Below are 19,423 nucleotides of genomic sequence, written 5' to 3' on the forward strand. Positions count from 1 at the left end.
GACGCCTCGGGCGATGCCGCCGGCTATCGCTCACCCCTCGATTGCATCAATGCGCGATGCAGCTTGTCCAGCCCTCGCACGAGGGCGCGAACTTCGGCGAGCGACAGCGCCGCTGTCCACTGCCCGACCTTCGCGTGGTCGTCCGTGTTCCGGCGCTTCCAGAAGCGATGGTGCTGCTTCGTGAGGTGCAGGCGGCGCACGCGGCCGTCCTGCTCGTCCGTGGTGATCTCGAGGAAGCCTTTGCGCTCGAGCACGTTGGCGATCTGCTTGAGGTTCTGGTGGCTCATTGCCAGCGTTGAGGCCAGTTGCTTGAGCGTCGGCGCCTCGGCCTGACCTTGCAGCACCTGCAGCACCATCGCCTGCTGGGTCGTGAGGCCGCTGTCCGAAAGCTGCCGATCCATGCGCGTGCGCAGCTCCATGCCGTTGGCGAGCAGAAGCCGGAACAGCAGGACGCGCTCGGCCTGCTCGGCATCGCGATCGGCCTCGAGTCCGAGGCTAAGAATTTGACGGCGCAACTCCATAGGGAATATATTACCTATATTCGATCGGCCTGACGACTCCTGAAGTGAGGTGGCACCATGATCGCGCTGTTCCCCCACTGCGGCTTTCTCTCCGAGACCTCGCGCATGCTGGCCATTGCGCGCGCGCTTGTGCAGCGCGGCGAACAGATCGCCGTCGCCACGCATGGCGGCCCCTACACGCGCGTGCTCGACGAGGCAGGCATGCCCTACACGCTGCTGGCACCGGCAATGGACGACCGGCGCTGCGAGGAATATTTGGCCGGCATCGTCACGCTCGGCAAGCCCGGCGCCCGGCTCCAGCCGGCGGACGAAGTGCGCGCCGGCGTGCGCAGCGAGGTCGAGTTCCTGCGTGCGCACGCGGCCAGCATGGTCGTGATCGGGTTCACGCTGACGGCTTACCTTTCGGCGCGGGTGGTCGGCATCCCGCTCGCCGCTTCGCATGGCGGGTCCTATGTTCCACCGGTGTTCGAGCAGGGCCTTGCACCCGCACCATCGCAGTCGCCGGTTCCCCAGCTCGATTGGCTGCCGGCTCCGATGCAGAAGCTGATGGCCAATCTCGGGCCGCCGCGCATGCGTGGGCCGGTCGCATTCCTGAACGAGATCGCGGCGGAACTCGGCGTCGAACCTGTGCCCAGCCTGGCCGCGCTGATGCTCGGCGATCTGACCTTGGTCACCGACGTTCCCGAGGTGCTCGGCATCTCCGACGCCGACATGTCGGCATGGAGGCCGAATGGTCACGGGGCCTACCGGGTAGACACGAGGCTGCGCTACGTCGGCCCGCTCTATGCCCGGCTCGACCTGCCCATTTCCGCGCGCGTGGAAGCCTTCCTCGGCGATGCGCGATCCACGGCCTACGTCTGCCTGTCGTCCAGCACGCCGGCGTACATACGACGTGTCGTGTCCGGCGTCCGTGATGCGGGCCTGCGGGTGCTCGTTGGCGCAACAATCCATGAACTGCGCGACCTGGAGAACTCCGACGTCCTGGTGGAAGGCATCCTCCCAAGCCATCGCATCATGCCGCGCGTCGCGGTGGCGCTGATCATGGGCGGCCAGGGCAGCGTGCAGACGGCAATGGCCGGCGGCACTCCCTTTGTCGGCTTTCCCCTGCAGCCTGAGCAGGAACTCAACGTGGCCCTGGCCGTGCGCCAGGGCATGGCCATCGCGATCGGCCCGCGACGCGCGGACGAAGCGAAGGTTGCGCGGGCGGTGCGCGAGATCGTCACCCAGCCGGCATACGCGGCGGCCGCCGCGCGCACGCGGCAGCACTACATCGATGTCGATGGCGCCGGTCGCGCTGCCGACGCAGTGATCGAGCACCTTCGCGAACGCGCGCGTGGCGACGTGACGATGGCTACAGCCGCATCGTCATGAACACGCTGTACGGGTCTTCGGCATAGCCACCGAAGGGCCCGCTGCGCGCGAACCCGAAACTCTCGTAGAGTCTGTGGGCAGGCTCGAAGGCCTCCTGCGGGCCCGTCTCGAGGCTCAGGCGCCGATAGCCGCGAGACCTTGCGACCTCGATGATGTGGGCGAGGATCGCGCGTCCGGCGCCTTGGCGGCGAAGTGCGCTGGGCGTGCGCATCGACTTGATTTCGCCATGCTCCAGATCCAGTTCTTTGAGGGCACCGCAACCCAGCAGGAGCGAGCCGTTCCAAGCAGACCAGAAGGTGATCCCGGGCTGGCGAAGCTTGGCCATATCGAGCGCGTGCACGCTCTCGGGCGGCGACACCGCATACATGTTCTGCAGGTGCTCATCGAGCAGTGCATGGATTTCGGGGCGCGAGAGGTCGTCGATTTCGATCTTCATATGTCGCGCGATTCTCAATCAAAAAAAAGCCCGCAACGCGCGAGCGCTGCGGGCCTTTGCGACCGACCTCTTGCTTACTTGCTGACGCCGAGCGAGCCCGACCCTTGAGCCTTGCCGCCGGCCTTGGCGCCGGCGCCACTGGGCTTCAGTGCATCGCCGGCCGAGCCCGCGGCACCGGCCGCGCCATCGACCGTGCTACCCACGGCATTCGTGGCGCCGCCGACCGCATTGGTCGCGCCACCCACTGCACCCGTGGCGCCCCCGACCACGCCGCCGATGGTTCCGCCGGCGCCGCTCGTCGCGTTGCCGACCGCTTCGGTCGCCGTTCCGGCGCCTGCGCTACCAGCCCTCGTCTGCGCGCCCGCATCGGTGCGCGCGCCGGCCTTGGCGCCTGCACCCGTAGTGCCTTGCTTGGGCGCTGCATTGGCTTTGCCCGATGTGTTGACATCGGCACCCACGCCTACGCCCACGCCGACGGACTGTGCCTGGGCGAATCCGCTCATGGCGAGAAGACCCGCGAGCAATGCGCCGAGCGCGATACGGTGTTGGTTATGCATCTTCATGTGTGACGGTCCCTTTCATTGAATGGTCACTGACAACGAACCGGCTTGCGGCCAGTTCGGGGTGAACCGTAGGCGAGGCGTCGCATGTCGCCATGTGCGGATGTGCCGCTCATGGGTGTGGGAAGTGGCTGTCGGCGAGATGAAGGGCTGATACGTTGGGCCCGCGCGCGTCGTAACGAGTTGTGCAAGTCACACGCCTCGCCCAGCGGCTGGGCAAGTGTAGAAAATCGCCCGATGCTCGCGCCCCTGCTCTGAACAGCCCACGGACCACCCATGAACTACCTTCGAGCGCTTGCTCAGACCCGGCGTCATCCCTCGGCAGTCCTGCTGCTGGTGCAGCTGGCCGGCATCCTCGTCTACCCCTTTGTCGAGTCGACTCGCGCGGGAGCCCACGCACTGGCCGTGTTCGGGCTCTTGGTGCTGTTCGTGTCTCGCGGCTGATCGGGCCGACGCTGCAGCCGCGCAGGTGATCGAATGAACCTCGACCCGTTCATCAGCGTCGATCAAACACCGTTCTCGTCTTCAAGAGAAGCGGTGGTGAAGATGCGAGGCAAGCCCACGAGAACGAGCCGAAACGGCGTCGGACTCCATGAGCTCGACTACGAATCGGTCATCTACCGATTTCAGGACAGCGGCAGGTTGGAAGAGATCACCATGCAAGCGCCGGTGGTGAACATCGGCAATCTGTCGGTGCCATTCACCGTGCTTGCATCCTTCATTCGCACCGCGGATTCGTCTGCGTTCGAGAGGGCAGGCTTTATCGTCTCTCCCAGGTTCGGACTCGCCTTCGATCCGGATGAGCCCTTCTGGATCACCGCACTTGCCGCTCACTGCCTCGACGCATGGCGCGCTCTGTGAAACCGGAAACGGCCTGGCGCGCAAGAGGCTTGCGGTTAGCATCGCCAGGAGACACGCAGTCAGGAAATCAATGCGGATATTGCTCGTCGAGGATGACCGGGTGCTGGCGGATGCGCTTTCGCGCGCGCTGGTGCAGTCCGCCCATGCCGTCGACGTCGTCTCCACCGGCGAGGAGGCCGACCATGCCCTCGCCCTGGGCATCTATGACCTGGCAATCCTGGACATCGGCTTGCCGGGGCTGAGCGGACTGGATGTGCTGAAGCGCCTCCGGGGGCGCAAGTCCACGACGCCCGTGCTGATGCTTACCGCCTTCGACACCCTCGCAGACCGTGTCCGCGGGCTCGATCTGGGCGCCGACGATTACCTGGCCAAGCCGTTCGACCTGCCGGAGCTGGAAGCGCGCGTGCGGGCGCTGCTGCGCCGCAGTACCCGGTCCACACCCTACCTCGAGCATGGTCGGCTGCGCTTCGATACCGTGGGCCGCCGCGTGTTCCACGAAAAGCGGCCGTTGGATCTGTCGCCGCGCGAACTCGCCTTGCTGGAACTGCTGCTGATGCGCGCGGGGCGTGTCGTGAGCAAGGAGCACATGGTCAACCATCTCTATGGCTGGGGCGAAGAGGTCGGCGACAACGCGATCGAGGTCAACGTCTACAGGCTGCGCAAGAAGCTGGAGCCGCTCGGTTGCGAGATCCGCACCGTGCGCGGCATGGGCTACCTGATCGACAGCAGCGATGTGGAGGCCTGAGCCTCGGCTGCAGCGCAAGCTGCTGGCTTGGCTGCTCGGGCCGCTCGCCGTACTGTTGGTGCTCGATACCGCCGCCGCCTACTGGAACTCGCTGCGGTTCTCCAACCTCGCCTACGACCGCGCGCTGCACGAGATCGGACGCGAGATCGCGCTGCATGTGAAGCTCGACGGAACACGTCCCCGGCTCGAGCTCTCGGAGGTCGCGGCCAACATCCTGTTGCTGGATCAGGAAGACCAGCTCTTCTACCGCGTTGTCGGCGAGGACGGAGCCAATTTGGGCGGCGATGCGCAATTGCCTCCACCGCGCGTTGAAAAGACCGCCAAGCCGGACTTCTACGGCGATGTGGTGCGCGGGGAGCCGGTGAGAATGATGGTGGCGTGGATGCCCATCGGTCCGGACGCCGGGCCTCCGCTGGTTTTGGTGCAGGTGGCCGAAACGCTCAACAAGCGAGCGCGCTTCACCTGGGAGATGGTCGCCAATGTGGTGCTGCCGCAGCTGCTCCTGATCGTCATGGCGACAGCGGTGGTCTGGTTCGGGGTTTCGCGTGGGCTCGAGCCGCTGCAGCGGCTGCGGCGTGCCGTATCAGACCGCTCGCACCTCGACCTGAGCCCGATCGACACCCACGACGTTCCGGGAGAGGTGCGGCCGCTGGTGGATGACGTCAACGAGTTGATGGCACGCCTTGGGCGCACCTTCGATTTCCAGAACCGCTTCGTGGCGGACGCCGCTCACCAGCTGAAGACACCGGTCAGCGGCCTGAAGGCCCAGATCGAGCTGGCGCTGCGGGAGAACGATCCGCAGCGGGTGCGCCATTCGCTCGCGCAGCTCTATATCAGCGCCGACCGGCTGTCGAGGCTGGTGCGCCAGCTGCTTTCGCTGGCCCGCAACGAGCCCGGTGCGCTCGACTCCATGCAATTGCAGCCGCTGGACCTGAATGCTCACGCCCTGGAGGTGAGCATGGAGTGGGTGCCGCAGGCGATCAAGCGAAACATCGACCTCGGCTTCGAAGGTGCCGATCATCCGCTGATGATCGACGCCGACCGGGACCGCTTGCGTGAGCTGGTCAATAACCTGATCGACAACGCGATCCGCTACAGCCAGTCGGGCGGCCGGGTGACCGTGCAGGCCGGCCAGATCGGAAACGACCAATGCCGCCTGGCCATCAGCGACGATGGCCTCCGAATCCCTGTCGAGGAGCGTGCCCGCATCTTCGAACGCTTTCACCGCCTCCTCGGCACGCAGGAGGATGGCAGCGGTCTCGGTCTCGCCATCGTCAGCGAGATCGCCACGCTGCACGGCGCGCGCATCACGCTGGAGGAAGACGCCGACGGCGTGGGCAACACCTTCAGCGTCTTCTTCCCATTGCGCGCTGCCTGATCGGCGCAGCAGCGCTCTGTAAGCTTACTGACAGCTCGCAGACAACCGGCTGTCAGCGCGCCGGCAGAAAGGTGACAGGACAGGTCTCTACGCTCGAAAAGGGCGGAACCGCTGTGGTTCCGAACCATTTACCGAGGAGACACCGTGTCGCTTTTGTCGAGTGCCGAATTCTGGATCGCCCTGTCGCAGATCATCCTGATCAACATCGTCCTGAGCGGGGACAACGCCGTCGTCATAGCGATGGCCTCCCGCTCGCTACCGCCCGCCCAGCAAAAGAAGGCAATCCTGTTCGGCAGCGTCGGCGCCATCGTGTTGCGCGTGGTCCTGACCTTCTTTGCCGTCTATCTGCTGACCCTGCCGTACCTCAAGCTGGTCGGCGCAGCGCTGCTGCTCTGGATCGGCATTGGCTTGCTTCAAGAAGAGGACGAGGGGAAGAGCATGGAAGGCCACGCCGGTCTGGCTGCGGCCATCAAGACCATCGTGGTTGCCGACCTGGTCATGAGCCTGGACAACGTCGTCGGCGTCGCTGCTGCAGCGAAGGGCAATGTTCCACTGCTTGTGTTCGGTCTCGTGATCAGCATTCCCCTGATCATTTTCGGCAGCACCTTGATCCTGAAACTGATGGATCGATTCCCGATCATCATCGTGCTCGGCGCCGCCCTGCTCGGTTGGGTGGCCGGCGAAATGGCGATGACAGATCCGTCCATCGTCGGCTTGGCCGCCAATCAACACGCGCTGCACACGGTGGTCCCGGCGCTCGGTGCCATGTTCGTGGTGGCGATCGGCAAGTGGCTGAGCACCCGCCGCGGGCAGCGCCGCGAACAACAACTACAAGCGACCAAGAAGCAACCCGCCGTCTGAAGGTGCCCGCATGACGCGCATTCTGGTACCTATCGACCCGAATGAACCGGCTCGTACGCGCTCGGCCATCGAGCAGGTCGTGCGCATGAGCCGAACCGAGCGGGTGACCGTTCGCTTGCTGCGGGTGCAGCCCAAGGTCTCGGGTCATGTTGCGATGCTCTTCGGCACACGCGAGCTGCTCGACCTGCAGCTGGACGCAGGCGCCGAGGATCTGCAGTACGCACAGAGCCTGCTCAACCTGGCTGGGGTCCGCTACACAAGCATCGTGCTGGTGGGGCGCAGTGCCGAGACGATTGCCATGGCCGCTCGCGACTACGGCTGCAGCCGTATCGTCTTCGGCAGCGATGAACCCGGTCTGGCAGGAAAGATCTTCGGCTCGATGGCGCAGCAGGTGCGCCAGCACCTGGGTGCGAGCGGCGACCCCCAGGTCATCAGCTCCTGAATGGGAAGAGCTGGTCGAGATGAGCGCCACGTCCGTGGCGACCGTCGCCAGAGCTGAACCGGTGCCGTTGCGTGTCGGTGCCCTGATGCCGGCGCCGGTCACCCGCGTTCAACGATGAACAGCCGGTTCAAGCTCTAACATCCTCTCATGTACGTCGGTCATTTCGCCATCGGCATGGCGCTGAAAGCACGCTATCCAAAAGTACCCGCCTTGCCAATCATGCTCGGCGCGGGTTTCCTGGACATTCTTGATGGCACCTTCATCGTTCTGGGCTGGGATCGCGTGACGCCGAATCCGCTCGCCGGCCCGTACCTCTTCTTCGACCTCACGTTCATAGATTGGGACCACTCATTGCTGGCCGCGTTGTTCTGGTCAGCGATGTGGGGCGCGCTTTTCCTGCGAGACAGGCGGGTCGCGACCTTGGCGTTCGTCGCGGCCCTTTCGCATTTCCTCGCGGACTTGCCCGTGCACAACAACGATATGGCGCTGTACCCACACGCCGAGACCCATTTGGGCTATGGGCTGTGGGGCAAGCTGGGCACTGCATCCTGGGTTCTAGAGGGTGTGTTTGCTGCAGCCTTGGTCGCGTACGCATGGGTCACAAGCGCTCGTCGCGGGGTGAGCCTGCTCTGGCCCTCGATAGTGCTCGTCGTCCTGTTCCTGAATCTGTCACCCTGGCTTTCGCCTATGAAGCACGTCGCAGGGCTGAACGAACCTTTGGCTCATCTGCTGCACGGCATCTTGGTCACCCTCGGCTTTCTCGTGCCCGGTACCTTGCTGACATGGCTTATCAACAAGGCGGAGAGCAAGGCGACGCGCTGCGGTTGACTTGGCTTGCGTCAACCTGTGGTGGTCAGCGTCTCGCAAACTCGCTTCAGGCGAATACCGCCTGTATTCCCGCAAGACGGACCCGAGGACTGGCAAGCGCGAGGACTGGGCCCAAGGATCCCCCTGGTCAGGGGGTAAGCAGCTCGCTCGCCATTGAATCGACCAGGAGCACCCGGAGTCCCGGGAGAGACGGGCGCGTTTCGGCCACGATCTCGTGAAAGTCCTCATCGGCGATAAATCGCGCCTGGCAGTCGCCGATCATGACCGTGTCGCCGCTCCGGAGGGCGGCGCACGTCCTATCACTGTTCTGGGCATCGACAGCGCGAACAGTTCCGTGCGTCCATTCGCGCTCCATGGCGCACACTTCGCCTTCGCGGTTCGCCGCAGGAGAAACGCAGTGACTAAAACGGATCTTGCCCGCCGGCGCGGGTTGCTCGTCTGGGAAGCGGCGTGCGAGCAGTTGAACGACGCTCTTCAGTCCGCACCTGCGCGTCCTCCGCTGACGCTGGAACAGATCGACGAAGCCATTCGGCTTGCCCGCAAGGCGCTCGACGAACTGGAGGACGCGTTCTACACCTGAGAGCGCCCGCCACCGAGGGAGATCACGCCTTCCTTGCGCCGTCTATCAGCCGCTGAGCACGCGGCGCGCGCTGGGCCGGCTTGCGGGGCCCAAGCAGCTCCGTGATTGCCGTCGGTTGCACGCCGTCCTGCGGCGAGTGATTGGGCAGGGACGGATCGAGGACGCGGCCCATGCCGACAGAGAACTCCTGAAGCGCTCGCTGAAATTCAGCGACAGCCTCCAAGTACTCGCGACGTGCGGCCCTCGTGCTCATGACCGGAAGGTACTCGCATTCGGCTTGGGTGGCTATGCCGAACGCCAGTGCATCCGTCAATTGCCGAAGCGCTGGACCGCAGCCAGCCTGACTGCCAGAGCGGGCGGGGTGCCTTGCTTCACAAGACCCTTCATCGCCTCGTAGACCCCGAGCATCACGTCCTCCTTGAACTCGGTGGAATCGGGATCGAGCACGGGGTAGTCGCACTCGACCGAGCGCAAGGCGAGTTCATATTCGTCAATGAACGCAGTCCAAACCACGCCGTTGCGGCGCGCAGTGTCGACGTTCGTTGCGCTTGGTAGTGCATCAGCTCTCATGTCATGTCCATCTGGTTGACCAGGCTGGATACTGGAGCCACTGGTGCAAGCAGGGGCTTCGTCTACGCGCGCTCCTCCTGTAGGTTTCCGCCCTTGGCCGTCGTCGGCCAATTGCGCAGGAGCTCGCGGTCTTGCTGGAGGTGGCTAAGCACCAGGCTGATGAAGGGGTGCGGAGGCTCCTGCGTGCGGTCTCGCACCAGCAGCGTTTCCCCTCACCACGCGATGAACATCGCGACGAGCACCGCAACAACCACAAGCGCGGCGACGCCCATGTTGCGCCGCCAGCCGGAAGCGCGCTGCTCACGTTCCTCGAGCCGATGGTGGAGGGTCAGGTCCTCCAGCCGGGAAGGGGCGCTGTCGAGTTCGGCAGCGAAGCGGTTGTGGGTGTTGAATCGTCTTGACATGGCTCTAGAGGTTTAGCGGCTGGAAGCTCGTGTGCCCCACCGATCTACTTTCTCGACGGCGACTTGGAAGCACTGCGAGGCAAACACACCGTCTGGGAGTAGTCCTGAGGGGGAACCGTGTTCCCCGTAGCTGCCGCTTCGGTGAAGTTGGCGAAAACGGTGGCGTCGAAGGTGGTTTGACGCTTGATCGGAACAGGCGCGTGGCGCTCCCTGGAACTCGCGCGAAGGCGCGCCAGATCGGCTCTCATCTCATCCAGCGAGCGCATCGTCTTGGCCCGATCGCGTACGCCTGTGGCGACCGCAGGTGCCGGCGGCACCGACGCCCGAGGCTTCGACGAACCCAAGGACCGTGCAGGAGCCTCCGACCTCATGGGAGCTGACCCGGGCGGTACTCGGTAGGCGGAACGCACACCGAGCGTCTGACCTGACGCAGATTTCGCTGAACGCGCGACGACTCGTCTGCCGATCTGCGCCAGAAGGCTCAGCAGTCGTCGGAAAGAGGAAGAAGTCTCCATGGCTGTCAAAGCCTTCGTAAGAGATGGGACCTGATTTTGAGCGCGCCAAGATGAATACCAAAGGATTCATTTGTCTTGCTTCGCTCGATGTGTGAGATATCGCACGGATGAGGCGCTGACTCTGGCGGCCCGCCCAATCAACCTAGCCCCCGAGGCGGCTCCGACCGGGATGCTGCCCACCCGCGGATGCCAGCGGCTCGAGCCACAGCGTGGCCGCATCGTCGGGCGCGAGGGCCCGCAGCCTCTCGTCCTCCCACAAATCCGCCGCCAGCTCGTCGAGCTGCTCGGGGTCTACGGTGCGCCACTGTCGTTGCAGCCGGTGCGCACAGACGGCAATCCAGATTTCGCGGTCCATGGACGACACTGTACATTCATCCAGTATTCTTGTGAAATGTTAGCCATGGTTTTCCGATGCCGGCGGGAGGGGCTCTTGCTGCGGAGCGAGCTGATCATGGGCGGAGGCGCTGCGTGCCCTCACCCCCGCCCTCTCCAGGGGGAGGGAGCAGGACAGGCCATCATGCGGATGCGCTCCTCACAGCGCGCGCATCAGCACCACCACTGCGAAGGTAATGAACGCCAACCAGGCCACCGTGAACAACACGGTGCGCGCGAAGAACCGCCCGAAGCCGCTGATGTGGATCACCGCATGCGCCAGGCGCGCATAGAAGTAGACCGCGGCGCACACCTCCGTCACCCCGCTGGATATGCCAGCGGCGTACGCGATCAGCACCACGGCCGCGAAGGGCGCCAGGTTCTCGACTGCGTTCTGGTGCGTCCGGTTGGCGCGGGTGACCCAGTCGGGCAGCGGTGACGTCGGCGGCGTCTTGTAGGCGGCCGGCGTCAGCGGCCCGCGCGACCTCACATACCCGATGACGACGGGAATCCAGAGAACGCCGGTCAGGATGGCGGTCAGCAGCAGATAGAAAAGTTCGGTCCTCATGGTTGCCTCCCCGGCGTGGATACGCAGGTACTCGGAAGACGTTTCGGTCCTGCAAAAGGATGCGGTCCCTGCTCGAAAAAGCCGCCGCACCGCAGGTGTGGTTCATCACCGGCAGTTTGCGTGGCCTCAAGGATGTCAGGGTCGAGATAACCATGGGCGTCTGCAGCGAAGCCAACGCTAGCGCGTCCGCGCGCCTCCGCACTTTCTTCTCTCCAGCAGGAAGTAGCCGTTGACCGCACATTCCACGTCTTCCACCACCTGGCCCGCGTCGGGGCAGGACTCTTGCACGAGCAATGCGTGCTTGGCTATGGCATCGACGATGGAGAACGCATTCAAGGCGACGCGCTCGCGATCGAACTCCGCAGGCCAGTCCGATGCCGACGCAAAGGCATCGCGAAACAGATGAACAAACTGCCTGTAGAGCTCGCGATAGGTTTCGGAAGAGGAGATGCGCCGCTCCAGAACAAAGAGGGCTCGCCATTCCGCAGCTTGGCCCAGCAAGGTTCCGACAAGCGCTTGCGCCAGGGCATGAACCATCTGCTCCAGCGTACGCGGGCTCGAAGCGACGCCAGCCTCTTCCACGCGCGCGGCCAATCCGCGCAGCCGGCTGCGAACGGTGACGGCGGCGATGGAATCCCTGCCCGGAAAGTACTGATAGAGCGTACCAAGGCCGACGCCCGCGACCGCCGCGATATGGCGCATCGACACCTTCTCGTACCCGCGCTCGAGCAGAAGAAGGACGAAGGCATCCTGAATGGCGCGCGAGGTCATCCACGCCCGCGCCTGCGAAGGCTTGCGGCGAGGCTTAACAGTCAAGATCATGTGCTGTCTGCTGGGGTGGCACCGAAGACTTCATCTTCCAAAGCTGAACACTTGCTTTCCGTGGAGCCGCAACGCCGCTCGTCCGGGCGGGCGCCACGAGGGGGGAGCACGTGCCATTGCGACGCGCGCGCATGGGCGGGAAAACCGAACACGCCGAGCGTACATCTCACATAAGCTTTCAGGGCGCCTTCGAACTCGAAACTGGGGATCGCCCGCCATGACACAGCAGACCTCTGCTCCGCCGCCTGCGACGCTGGCCGATCTGATTCACCGGCTCGATCACGCCCGTTCAACCGGCGAGCGCGAGATGGGAACCGAGACGGGCACGGTGCCCGTCAGCCATTACACCGACCGTCACCATTGGCAGCAGGAGCAGGACATTCTTTTCGCGCAGTGGCCGATCGTCGCGGCGCACAGCTCGGAAGTGCCTGCAGGATCGGCGCTGCCATTCGATGTGCTCGGCGTGCCCATGGTGGTGACCCGATCCGGCGACGGTCGCGTCCGCGCGTTCTTCAATGTTTGCAGGCACCGCGGAATGGCGCTGGTTCAAGCCGAAGGGCCGGAGCCCGCAAAGGCCAAAAGCTGCAAGACACTGGTTTGTCCGTATCACGGCTGGACCTACGGGCTCGACGGGCACTTGCGTCATCGCTTGCATGCGGAGACTTTCGACGGGATCGACCCGGCCACGCTCCATCTGGTCGAACTGCCCTGCGCCGAAGCCGGTGGGCTGATATTCGTGAAGCGCACGCCTGGCCCGGCGTTCTCGGCCGCCGGCTTCCTGCAAGGGCTCGAAGAGCACCTGCAATGGCTGGGGCTGGCGGACATGAAGGTGTTCCGCAAGATCGATCGGGTGTATGCCGCAAACTGGAAGCTCACCGTCGACGCGTTCCTCGAGGGCTATCACATCCGCGTCCTGCATCGCGACACCATCTATCCGTTCTTCGCCGATGCGTACACGGTCAACCTGGATGCCGGCCCGCATCAGGACTCGCTGGTCGCCCGGCGCGGAGCCTTCGAGGCATTCGAGACGCCACGCGACCGCGGCGCGCTGTGCAAGCTTGCGACGCCGACACAGTTTCTGTTCCCGAACACCTTCCTGATCTGGCACCCGGACTATGTCAGCCTCATCGGCATGTTCTCGCCGGCCGTCGGCGAAGTGCGGTGGATGCACACCATGTTGATTCCTCCCGAGCGCACCGGCGACGACTGGATTCCGCACTGGGAAAAGACTTTCCGGCTGATCGAGGAGACGGTCTTTCAGAAGGAAGACATCGCGACGGCGGTGGCGATCCAGCGCGGCCTGCACAGCGGCGCCAACGCGGGCTTGCAGGCAGGTCGGCTCGAACACGGGGTGCTGCGCTTTCATCGCGGCATCGACGCGGCGATCGGCGGGACGCTCGTGCCCGCGGGCGAGGGCTAGCGCATCGATCCGAGCAGGGCGCGAGCCTGCTGCAGGTCGGCCGTGTCGAAACCCTCCGTGAACTGTGCGTACACGGGCGCCAGCAGTTCGCATGCTTCCACGCGACGCCCCTGTTGCAGCCAAGCCCGCGCAAGGCTCGTCGCGCATCGCAGCTTCCAGGCCAGGGAATCCTGTTGTCGCGACGCTTTGACGGCCTCGATGAACTGCGCTTCGGCCAAATCCTTCGAAGCGGGCTCGCGATCCAGCAGCTCGCCCTTCACGCGCAACAGCTCGGCCACGGAGCACCGATCGCCGGCCTGCCGTGCGCGCCCGATGGCGGCCTCGATCAGTTCGAAGGCTTCGGCCACGCATCCCTGCAGGCCGAGTTCCATGCAGGCGGCGGAAACGTAGCCCGTGTAGTGCAGGACGAAGAGCGCTTCCCCGATCTCGTCGAAGGCCGGGCGGAGTTCGCGCGCATACGCCTCCGTGTCGCCTTGGCTCAGCAGCAGCAAGCCGCGCCACATGCGGCCGCGCGCCTTCCAGGTCGATACGCCGTGCCGCCGCGTCGCGTCTATCGCCGATGCCGCGGGCTCCGCCAGCGCGGCGACGCCGCCGGTGAGCAGCGCGATGGCGCACGCGCCTTCCGTCAGCACGTAGCACACCGAAGGCGGATGGTCGATGGCGCGCGCACCCTCCGTCGCCTGCTGCACGACCCGCATCGCCTGGTCCGCAAAGCCCTGGAGCCAGAGGGTGTGCGCGAGCGAGTTCTGCGCAATCATCTTCTGCTCGTAGATGAAGCGGATCAGGTGCGACCGATAGACCGGCGCGGCATACCGCCCGACCATGCGTTCGAGCCCGTCGCGGGCATCGGCCAGTCGCCCGAGGCAGAGCAGCGACATGCCGGCCATGCGCTCGCCGATCAGGCGGTCGGCCTGGTGGGGCAAGGGGGCCGACAGTTCCGAGAAGCGCCGGGCCAGCGAAAGCGATGCCTCGTACCTGCCCGTCAGGTAGCTCACGCACCACAAGCCCCAGATCGCGCGCAACTGGTACTCGGCCTCGCCCAGGCGCTCGGCGAATTCGAGCGCGCGCTGGAAGGCCGCGCCCGTTTCCAGGCCGACGCCCTGGTACAGCAGCGACGCGCCCTTGGCGGCGTACAGCCTCATGTGCGAGCGATCGTCGACGATGCGTTCGCGGTTCAGATGCGTGATCGCCTCGTCCACCCGGGCCAGGCATTCCTCTAGCAGCGCGAGGTGCAGCCAGAGCGGCACCGCGCTGGTGGTCAAGGCGACGCCGAGGGCGGGCGAGCCCTCCGGCGAAAAGCTCCAGTTGATGGCTGCGCGCAGGTCTTCGAGATGGCGTCCGTAGACCGCGATCCATTCGACGGTGGGGCGCGTCTCCCATTCGAGCTCGGCGCGCGTCAGCAGCTCGCAGTGGTATTGCGCATGGCGATGCGCGTACTCGCGCAGCACGCCGCTCGCGGCCATCTTCTCGCGCGCATAGACCTGCGTCGTTTCCAGCAGCCTGTATTGCATGGCCGCGGCGACGTCGACGGACACCAGCGACTTCTCGACCAGCTGCGCGAGGCAGTCCACCACCGCGTCGGTCGGGATCTCCGCAGACGACGCCACCGCCGTCGCCGAGTCGATCGAGAAGGGGCCGGCGAAGACGCTCAGCCGGCCCAGCACTTCGCGCTCCGGAACCGACAACAGTTCGTAGCTCCAGTCGAGCGTGGCGCGCAGCGTCTTCTGCCGCGGCAATGCCGTGCGGGCACCGTTGGTCAGCAGGTTGAAGCGGTCGTCGATGCGCTCGGCCACGCCCTCGATGCCGAACACCCGCACGCGTGCCGCCGCGAGCTCGATGGCCAGCGGGATGCCGTCCAGCTGGCGGCAGATGCGGGCCTTGAGCGCGACCACACGCGGGTCCTCGCTGCGGCCGGCGCCCGCCACCGAGCTCGCGCGGGCGTCGAAGAGCTGCAGCGCACCGTGCCGCAGCACATCGGCGACGTTTTGGTTCTCTTCGGCGGGCACGTCGAGCGAGGCGACGCGGTAGACGTATTCCCCGTCGGCCTTCAGCGCTTCGCGGCTGGTGGCGATGACGCTGGCGAACGCGCCCGCGTGCAGGAGCTTCTCGACGATCTGAGCGGCTGCCTCGACCAGATGCTCGCAGTTGTCGAGCACCAGCAGCATGCGGCGGGTGCTGATCGCCGAGGCGATGCGGTCCAGCGAAGGGGTGCCCGCACCTTGCGGAAAGCCGAGCGCCTGCGCCACCGCGGGAGGCACGAATTCGGGCGCGCCGAGCGGCCCCAGTTCCGCGAGCGACACGCCATCGGGGAACAGCGGCGCCAGGCGTCTGGCGGCCTCCAGGGCCAACCGGGTCTTGCCGACGCCGCCGGTGCCCACCAGCGTGATCAGTCGATGGGTGGCGGCGAGTTCGACGATCTCCCGCAGCGCCGCTTCCCGGCCGATCAAGGGGGTCAGGCTCACCGGCAGATGTCCGTTGCTCGCCACGGCGGTGGCCACCCTGGCGCCGTCGCTGATCTCGCCGACGAACTGGTAGCCGCGGCCGGCGATGGTGCGAATCAGGTTGCGGTCTTCGCCCAGGGCGCGGCGCAAGGCGGAGACCTGGGCCTCGAGGGTGTTCTCCTCGACGATGCGGCCGGGCCAGGCCAGGCGCATCAGCTCGTCCTTGGTCACCACGGAACCGCGCCCATCGATGAGCGCGATCAGGATGTCGAAGGCGCGGCCGCCCAGCGCCACGGGCTGGCCTTCGCACAGCAGTTCACGGCGCTGCAACAAGACCCGGCAGCTGCCGAATTCGAACGAGGAAGGCGCGGAGGCGGCGGGGTTCATCGCGGATGAGGCACGGACGTGCTGGCCTGGGCTGAGACGCGCGAGTTTAGGGGCAGGGCTTCGCTTTTTCAGGAGATTTCAGCGCCCGTCCGGGACGGCCAGGCGCTCGGCTCGTACCTTCGAGCCCCTCCCTTCCACCCCAACCAGGAGCAGCGCCATGAGCTATGTCACCACCAAGGACGGCACCCAGATCTACTACAAGGACTGGGGCACCGGCAAGCCCGTCGTCTTCTCCCACGGCTGGCCGCTCGATGCGGATGCGTGGGACCCGCAGATGCTCTTTCTGCTGCAGCACGGCTGGCGTGTGATCGCGCACGACCGGCGCGGCCACGGCCGCTCGAGCCAGCCGGCCGAGGGCAACGAGATGGACACCTTCGCGGACGATCTCGCGGCGGTGATCGAGTCGCTGGACCTGAAGGGCGCGACGCTGGTCGGCCATTCGACCGGCGGCGGCGAGGTGACCCGCTATGTCGGCCGGCACGGGACCAAGCGCGTCGCCAAGGTCGTGCTGATCGGCGCCGTGCCGCCGCTCATGCTGCAGACCGAGGCGAATCCCGGCGGACTGCCGATCGAGGTCTTCGACAACATCCGCGCCGGCGTGGCCGCCAACCGCTCGCAGTTCTTCAAGGACCTCGCGGTTCCCTTCTACGGCTACAACCGGCCCGGCGCAAAGATCTCCCAGGGCGTGATCGATTCGTTCTGGGGCATCGGCGTGCTCGGCGGCATCAAGCCCGAGTACGACTGCATCAAGGCCTTCTCCGAAACCGACTTCACCGAAGACCTGAAGAAGTTCAACGTGCCCACGCTCTTCATCCACGGCGACGACGACCAGATCGTGCCGATCGGCGCATCGGCCGCGATGGCGTCCAAGCTGGTGAAGAACTCGACGCTCAAGATCTATGCGGGCGAGTCGCACGGCATCTGCACCACGCAGCCGGACCGGGTCAACGCCGACCTGCTGGCCTTCCTCGAAGACTGAGCGTCGCCATGTTCGGCCTCACACCGCTGGGTGCGATCCACACCGCCATCAGCCTGGTGGCGCTGGCGGCGGGCTTGCTCGCGCTCATCCGCCACCGGGAGATCCTGCCCAGTAACCGCCTCGGCAGGGCCTACATCTGGGCCACCGTGCTGACTTGTCTCACCGGCTTCGGCATCTTCCAGCACGGCGGCTTCGGCAAGCCGCATGCGCTGGGTGTGCTCACGCTGGTGGTGCTCGGGATCGCAGCACTCGCTGGCCCCAAGAAGCGCAGCTTCGGTCGCGCGTCGCCTTACGTCGAAACCATCGGCTACAGCGCCACCTTCTTCTTCCACATGATTCCGGGGCTGACCGAAACCTTCACCCGCCTGCCGCTCGGCGCGCCGCTGTTCTCGGGGCCCGAAGACCCGGCGCTGCAGAAACTGGTCGGCTTTTTCTTCGTCGTCTTCGTCGTGGGCGCCGCGCTGCAGGTGCGCCGCCTTCACCGGTTGCGGGCCGATGCGCCTGCGGCGGGCATCCAGGGAGCAGGGCCGTGAACGCGTCCGGATGCCTCGTTGCGATGGCCCTCGCGGTCTTCGGCGCCGCAGGAAGCGCGCAAGCGGCCGATCAAGAAGGGCCCGTTCGCATCAAGGTGCAGCCCTTCGTGACCCTGCCCGACAACGTCCGGCATCCGGAAGGACTCGCCTCGAATCCCGCGAACCGCGAGATCTACGTCGGCACCTTCGACGCCCGCATGCCCGAGTCGGCACGCAACAACCAGCTGCTTCGCTATTCGGCGGATGGACGCTTGCTCGCGCAGAAGAGCTTCGGGCCGACGCCCTTGACCGGCATCGAGTTTGCAGACGGCAAGCTCTACATCCTGAACTTCGGTGCATCGAAGCTGCAGCGCATCGATGCCGCCTTCACCTCCGCCACGCCGGTGGAAGACGTCGCTGTGTTCACGGCCCTGGTGCCGCCCACGCCGTTGCCGAGGCCGGTCGCGAATCCGGAAGGCAGCAAGGACATCATCACCTTCGGGTCCAGCGGATTCCCGGCGCCCAACGGCATGGTGTTCGACAAGGCAAGAAACCTGTACGTGTCCGACTCGTTCCAGGGCGCCATCTATCGCATCGAGCGGGCGACGAGCTGCGCGCCATCGTGTGCCGTGGTGCCGATATCGCGCGACCCACTGCTCGCGACGGCCGGCACCTTGCCCTTCGGCGCCAACGGGCTCGCGTTCAATGCCGACGAAAGCCTTCTCTATGTCAACAACGCCGGCGACGGACGCCTGCTGCGCATGCCGATGCCGGCGGGGCCGCTCGGCATCGTCGCCGAGAGCGTGCATGGCGCCGACGGCCTGATGTTCCACCGCGGCCTGATGTGGATCGCATCGAACCAGGCTGACGTGGTGCTGGGGCTCGACGAGAAGGGCCGCACCGTGGTTCGCGCGGGCGAGTTCGATGGCATCGGCAGCGACGGGGCGCCGCGGGGACTGCTGTTTCCGGCGAGCACTGTCGCGCAAGACGACTGGATGATCGTCTCGAACCTTGCCTTGCCGCTCACGCCCGCAGAGGGCGACGAGTGGGAGGAGAAAGTGACGCGATGGAATCTCGTCCGGTTCAAGTTGCCCGCGCCGGCCCGCTAGCCGACGGAGGGTCTTATCTGGCCAGCAGCGGTATCGGGTAGGCGAAGTCCACGAAGGCCGTGGCCTCGAATTCCGAGTCGACTTTCTTGCGCGGCATGGGCAGGGGTTCGGGGATGCCCACGAAGGCCGTGGCCTCGAACTCCGAATCGTCCTTCTTGCGCGGCGAGGACATGGGCAAGGGTTCGGGGATCTCCATGAAGTCGGTCCGCGCAAAGCTGGTGTCGACATGGCGCGCTGGCTGCTGTGCCAGCGCATGCCGCTCCCTGGCCGTCTGGCGCAGCCGCGCCAGGTCGGCCCTCACCTCTTCGAGCGAGCGCATCGTCTTCGCGCCGACGGGCGCTTCGGCCTCAGGGACTTCCACGACGATCGTGGGCGCTTTCATGACTGGCGTGGGAGCAGCCGGTTGAACGGCAACCGGCTCGACCTCGGGCCGTGCCGCTTCGAAGCTCGTCGGACGGAACTCGCGCCTGGCCGGGGCCTCGCTTCGAGGCTTGGCCCGCGCGGCCGGCCGCATCGGCACGGGCGCCGCCAAGACGGCCCAAAGGCCGCGCGGGATGCGAAAGAGCGGTTCGAGAAGGCGAGATGCGTTCATGACTTGAGGCTCGAAATAGGTGTCGTGCCATTGTCAAACGCGGTCGAATGCAGGCAAACGGGTTACATCGTGCGCCGCGCCGCGAATTGCGCACAACTGCACGAACCTTCAATGCCTTTGCGAGCGCCGAGATCGCGGAAGACGGTCAA

The 19,423-nt window shown here is 65.7% G+C and carries 23 protein-coding genes; 13 read left to right on the forward strand and 10 right to left on the reverse strand.

Annotated features, from left to right (window positions below):
• Nucleotides 1–23: 23 nt before the first annotated feature.
• Nucleotides 24–686, reverse strand: coding sequence for a MarR family winged helix-turn-helix transcriptional regulator (locus tag ACSQ9I_RS00770; protein WP_436311954.1), 663 nt, complete (start codon nt 684–686; stop codon nt 24–26).
• Between ACSQ9I_RS00770 and ACSQ9I_RS00775 the strand changes: the two genes are divergently transcribed.
• On the forward strand, nt 627–1,892 hold the full coding sequence (locus ACSQ9I_RS00775) for a nucleotide disphospho-sugar-binding domain-containing protein (protein ID WP_436311955.1): 1,266 nt from the start codon (nt 627–629) through the stop codon (nt 1,890–1,892). The genes ACSQ9I_RS00770 and ACSQ9I_RS00775 overlap by 60 nt on opposite strands.
• On the opposite strand, the gene ACSQ9I_RS00780 is transcribed toward ACSQ9I_RS00775, so the two are convergent.
• Entirely contained in the window at nt 1,873–2,328 is a 456-nt protein-coding gene (locus ACSQ9I_RS00780) for a GNAT family N-acetyltransferase (protein WP_436302341.1), read from the reverse strand. The two genes, ACSQ9I_RS00775 and ACSQ9I_RS00780, sit on opposite strands and share 20 nt — an antisense overlap.
• A 74-nt stretch (nt 2,329–2,402) precedes the next feature.
• Nucleotides 2,403–2,891, reverse strand: coding sequence for an adhesin (locus tag ACSQ9I_RS00785; protein WP_093104533.1), 489 nt, complete (start codon nt 2,889–2,891; stop codon nt 2,403–2,405).
• A 273-nt stretch (nt 2,892–3,164) separates the two neighbouring features.
• Between ACSQ9I_RS00785 and ACSQ9I_RS00790 the strand changes: the two genes are divergently transcribed.
• The 8 genes from ACSQ9I_RS00790 (at nt 3,165) to ACSQ9I_RS00825 (ending at nt 8,583) form a co-directional block, all read left to right on the forward strand.
• Complete coding sequence (locus ACSQ9I_RS00790) at nt 3,165–3,332, forward strand: hypothetical protein (RefSeq protein ID WP_170855548.1); 168 nt, start codon at nt 3,165–3,167, stop codon at nt 3,330–3,332.
• Between the two features lie 33 nt (nt 3,333–3,365).
• Nucleotides 3,366–3,749, forward strand: coding sequence for a hypothetical protein (locus ACSQ9I_RS00795; protein ID WP_436292262.1), 384 nt, complete (start codon nt 3,366–3,368; stop codon nt 3,747–3,749).
• A 70-nt stretch (nt 3,750–3,819) separates the two neighbouring features.
• Nucleotides 3,820–4,494: a response regulator transcription factor gene (locus ACSQ9I_RS00800; protein ID WP_093104530.1), complete on the forward strand. Its 675-nt coding sequence runs from the start codon at nt 3,820–3,822 to the stop codon at nt 4,492–4,494.
• Complete coding sequence (locus ACSQ9I_RS00805) at nt 4,481–5,872, forward strand: sensor histidine kinase (RefSeq protein WP_436308309.1); 1,392 nt, start codon at nt 4,481–4,483, stop codon at nt 5,870–5,872. The genes ACSQ9I_RS00800 and ACSQ9I_RS00805 overlap by 14 nt, the downstream gene beginning before the upstream one ends.
• Before the next feature lie 144 nt (nt 5,873–6,016).
• A complete protein-coding gene (locus ACSQ9I_RS00810) occupies nt 6,017–6,733 on the forward strand; it encodes a TerC family protein (protein ID WP_093104527.1) in 717 nt (238 codons plus the stop codon).
• 10 nt (nt 6,734–6,743) lie between these two features.
• The gene (locus ACSQ9I_RS00815; protein WP_093104525.1) at nt 6,744–7,175 is read left to right on the forward strand and encodes a universal stress protein; all 432 of its coding nucleotides are present in this window, start codon (nt 6,744–6,746) and stop codon (nt 7,173–7,175) included.
• Between the two features lie 147 nt (nt 7,176–7,322).
• Nucleotides 7,323–8,003, forward strand: a complete 681-nt coding sequence (locus ACSQ9I_RS00820; RefSeq protein ID WP_436311956.1) for a hypothetical protein — start codon at nt 7,323–7,325, stop codon at nt 8,001–8,003.
• A gap of 214 nt (nt 8,004–8,217) precedes the next feature.
• Nucleotides 8,218–8,583, forward strand: a complete 366-nt coding sequence (locus ACSQ9I_RS00825; protein WP_436311957.1) for a hypothetical protein — start codon at nt 8,218–8,220, stop codon at nt 8,581–8,583.
• A 309-nt stretch (nt 8,584–8,892) separates the two neighbouring features.
• Here the strand turns inward: ACSQ9I_RS00825 and ACSQ9I_RS00830 are convergent, their stop codons facing one another.
• The 5 genes from ACSQ9I_RS00830 to ACSQ9I_RS00850 form a co-directional block, all read right to left on the reverse strand.
• Nucleotides 8,893–9,153, reverse strand: a complete 261-nt coding sequence (locus ACSQ9I_RS00830) for a hypothetical protein (RefSeq protein WP_436311958.1) — start codon at nt 9,151–9,153, stop codon at nt 8,893–8,895.
• A 212-nt stretch (nt 9,154–9,365) separates the two neighbouring features.
• Nucleotides 9,366–9,557, reverse strand: coding sequence for a hypothetical protein (locus ACSQ9I_RS00835; protein WP_093104516.1), 192 nt, complete (start codon nt 9,555–9,557; stop codon nt 9,366–9,368).
• 657 nt (nt 9,558–10,214) lie between these two features.
• A complete protein-coding gene (locus tag ACSQ9I_RS00840; RefSeq protein ID WP_436311959.1) occupies nt 10,215–10,427 on the reverse strand; it encodes a hypothetical protein in 213 nt (70 codons plus the stop codon).
• 177 nt (nt 10,428–10,604) lie between these two features.
• Nucleotides 10,605–11,012, reverse strand: a complete 408-nt coding sequence (locus tag ACSQ9I_RS00845) for an MAPEG family protein (protein ID WP_436311960.1) — start codon at nt 11,010–11,012, stop codon at nt 10,605–10,607.
• Nucleotides 11,013–11,189: 177 nt separating this feature from the next.
• Nucleotides 11,190–11,783, reverse strand: coding sequence for a TetR/AcrR family transcriptional regulator (locus ACSQ9I_RS00850; RefSeq protein WP_436311961.1), 594 nt, complete (start codon nt 11,781–11,783; stop codon nt 11,190–11,192).
• A 268-nt stretch (nt 11,784–12,051) separates the two neighbouring features.
• On the opposite strand from ACSQ9I_RS00850, the gene ACSQ9I_RS00855 reads away from it, so the two are divergent.
• On the forward strand, nt 12,052–13,254 hold the full coding sequence (locus tag ACSQ9I_RS00855) for an aromatic ring-hydroxylating oxygenase subunit alpha (protein ID WP_436311962.1): 1,203 nt from the start codon (nt 12,052–12,054) through the stop codon (nt 13,252–13,254).
• On the opposite strand, the gene ACSQ9I_RS00860 is transcribed toward ACSQ9I_RS00855, so the two are convergent.
• Nucleotides 13,251–16,082: an ATP-binding protein gene (locus tag ACSQ9I_RS00860; protein ID WP_436311963.1), complete on the reverse strand. Its 2,832-nt coding sequence runs from the start codon at nt 16,080–16,082 to the stop codon at nt 13,251–13,253. The genes ACSQ9I_RS00855 and ACSQ9I_RS00860 overlap by 4 nt on opposite strands.
• Nucleotides 16,083–16,239: 157 nt before the next feature.
• Here ACSQ9I_RS00860 and ACSQ9I_RS00865 point away from each other — a divergent pair, with 157 nt between their 5' ends.
• From ACSQ9I_RS00865 to ACSQ9I_RS00875, 3 genes are read left to right on the forward strand one after another with little or no spacing between them, the layout of a single operon-like run.
• A complete protein-coding gene (locus ACSQ9I_RS00865) occupies nt 16,240–17,061 on the forward strand; it encodes an alpha/beta fold hydrolase (RefSeq protein ID WP_436311964.1) in 822 nt (273 codons plus the stop codon).
• Between the two features lie 8 nt (nt 17,062–17,069).
• On the forward strand, nt 17,070–17,594 hold the full coding sequence (locus ACSQ9I_RS00870; protein WP_436311965.1) for a hypothetical protein: 525 nt from the start codon (nt 17,070–17,072) through the stop codon (nt 17,592–17,594).
• Nucleotides 17,591–18,682 carry an SMP-30/gluconolactonase/LRE family protein gene (locus tag ACSQ9I_RS00875; RefSeq protein WP_436311966.1) on the forward strand — a complete coding sequence of 364 codons (1,092 nt, stop codon included), beginning with the start codon at nt 17,591–17,593 and terminating at the stop codon, nt 18,680–18,682. The genes ACSQ9I_RS00870 and ACSQ9I_RS00875 overlap by 4 nt, the downstream gene beginning before the upstream one ends.
• A 13-nt stretch (nt 18,683–18,695) precedes the next feature.
• On the opposite strand, the gene ACSQ9I_RS00880 is transcribed toward ACSQ9I_RS00875, so the two are convergent.
• Nucleotides 18,696–19,274, reverse strand: a complete 579-nt coding sequence (locus tag ACSQ9I_RS00880; RefSeq protein WP_436311967.1) for a hypothetical protein — start codon at nt 19,272–19,274, stop codon at nt 18,696–18,698.
• Nucleotides 19,275–19,423: the final 149 nt, after the last annotated feature.

Origin of the sequence: Variovorax sp. LjRoot84, assembly GCF_964254305.1 — a bacterium.
In the GTDB taxonomy this organism is placed as follows: domain Bacteria; phylum Pseudomonadota; class Gammaproteobacteria; order Burkholderiales; family Burkholderiaceae_C; genus Variovorax.

Bases quoted from the DNA above. Each gene is read 5' to 3' on its own strand.
- ACSQ9I_RS00865 (WP_436311964.1), top strand. From the start codon at position 16,240: ATGAGCTATGTCACCACCAAGGACGGCACCCAGATCTACTACAAGGAC.
- ACSQ9I_RS00785 (WP_093104533.1), bottom strand. From the start codon at position 2,891: ATGAAGATGCATAACCAACACCGTATCGCGCTCGGCGCATTGCTCGCG.
- ACSQ9I_RS00870 (WP_436311965.1), top strand. From the start codon at position 17,070: ATGTTCGGCCTCACACCGCTGGGTGCGATCCACACCGCCATCAGCCTG.
- ACSQ9I_RS00815 (WP_093104525.1), top strand. From the start codon at position 6,744: ATGACGCGCATTCTGGTACCTATCGACCCGAATGAACCGGCTCGTACG.
- ACSQ9I_RS00805 (WP_436308309.1), top strand. From the start codon at position 4,481: ATGTGGAGGCCTGAGCCTCGGCTGCAGCGCAAGCTGCTGGCTTGGCTG.
- ACSQ9I_RS00840 (WP_436311959.1), bottom strand. From the start codon at position 10,427: ATGGACCGCGAAATCTGGATTGCCGTCTGTGCGCACCGGCTGCAACGA.
- ACSQ9I_RS00770 (WP_436311954.1), bottom strand. From the start codon at position 686: ATGCGTGGCGACGGCGATCTGTTCGCCGCGCTGCACAAGCGCGCGCGC.
- ACSQ9I_RS00830 (WP_436311958.1), bottom strand. From the start codon at position 9,153: ATGAGAGCTGATGCACTACCAAGCGCAACGAACGTCGACACTGCGCGC.
- ACSQ9I_RS00790 (WP_170855548.1), top strand. From the start codon at position 3,165: ATGAACTACCTTCGAGCGCTTGCTCAGACCCGGCGTCATCCCTCGGCA.
- ACSQ9I_RS00795 (WP_436292262.1), top strand. From the start codon at position 3,366: ATGAACCTCGACCCGTTCATCAGCGTCGATCAAACACCGTTCTCGTCT.
- ACSQ9I_RS00775 (WP_436311955.1), top strand. From the start codon at position 627: ATGCTGGCCATTGCGCGCGCGCTTGTGCAGCGCGGCGAACAGATCGCC.
- ACSQ9I_RS00860 (WP_436311963.1), bottom strand. From the start codon at position 16,082: ATGAACCCCGCCGCCTCCGCGCCTTCCTCGTTCGAATTCGGCAGCTGC.
- ACSQ9I_RS00780 (WP_436302341.1), bottom strand. From the start codon at position 2,328: ATGAAGATCGAAATCGACGACCTCTCGCGCCCCGAAATCCATGCACTG.
- ACSQ9I_RS00835 (WP_093104516.1), bottom strand. From the start codon at position 9,557: ATGTCAAGACGATTCAACACCCACAACCGCTTCGCTGCCGAACTCGAC.
- ACSQ9I_RS00845 (WP_436311960.1), bottom strand. From the start codon at position 11,012: ATGAGGACCGAACTTTTCTATCTGCTGCTGACCGCCATCCTGACCGGC.
- ACSQ9I_RS00820 (WP_436311956.1), top strand. From the start codon at position 7,323: ATGTACGTCGGTCATTTCGCCATCGGCATGGCGCTGAAAGCACGCTAT.
- ACSQ9I_RS00800 (WP_093104530.1), top strand. From the start codon at position 3,820: ATGCGGATATTGCTCGTCGAGGATGACCGGGTGCTGGCGGATGCGCTT.
- ACSQ9I_RS00850 (WP_436311961.1), bottom strand. From the start codon at position 11,783: ATGACCTCGCGCGCCATTCAGGATGCCTTCGTCCTTCTTCTGCTCGAG.
- ACSQ9I_RS00855 (WP_436311962.1), top strand. From the start codon at position 12,052: ATGACACAGCAGACCTCTGCTCCGCCGCCTGCGACGCTGGCCGATCTG.
- ACSQ9I_RS00880 (WP_436311967.1), bottom strand. From the start codon at position 19,274: ATGAACGCATCTCGCCTTCTCGAACCGCTCTTTCGCATCCCGCGCGGC.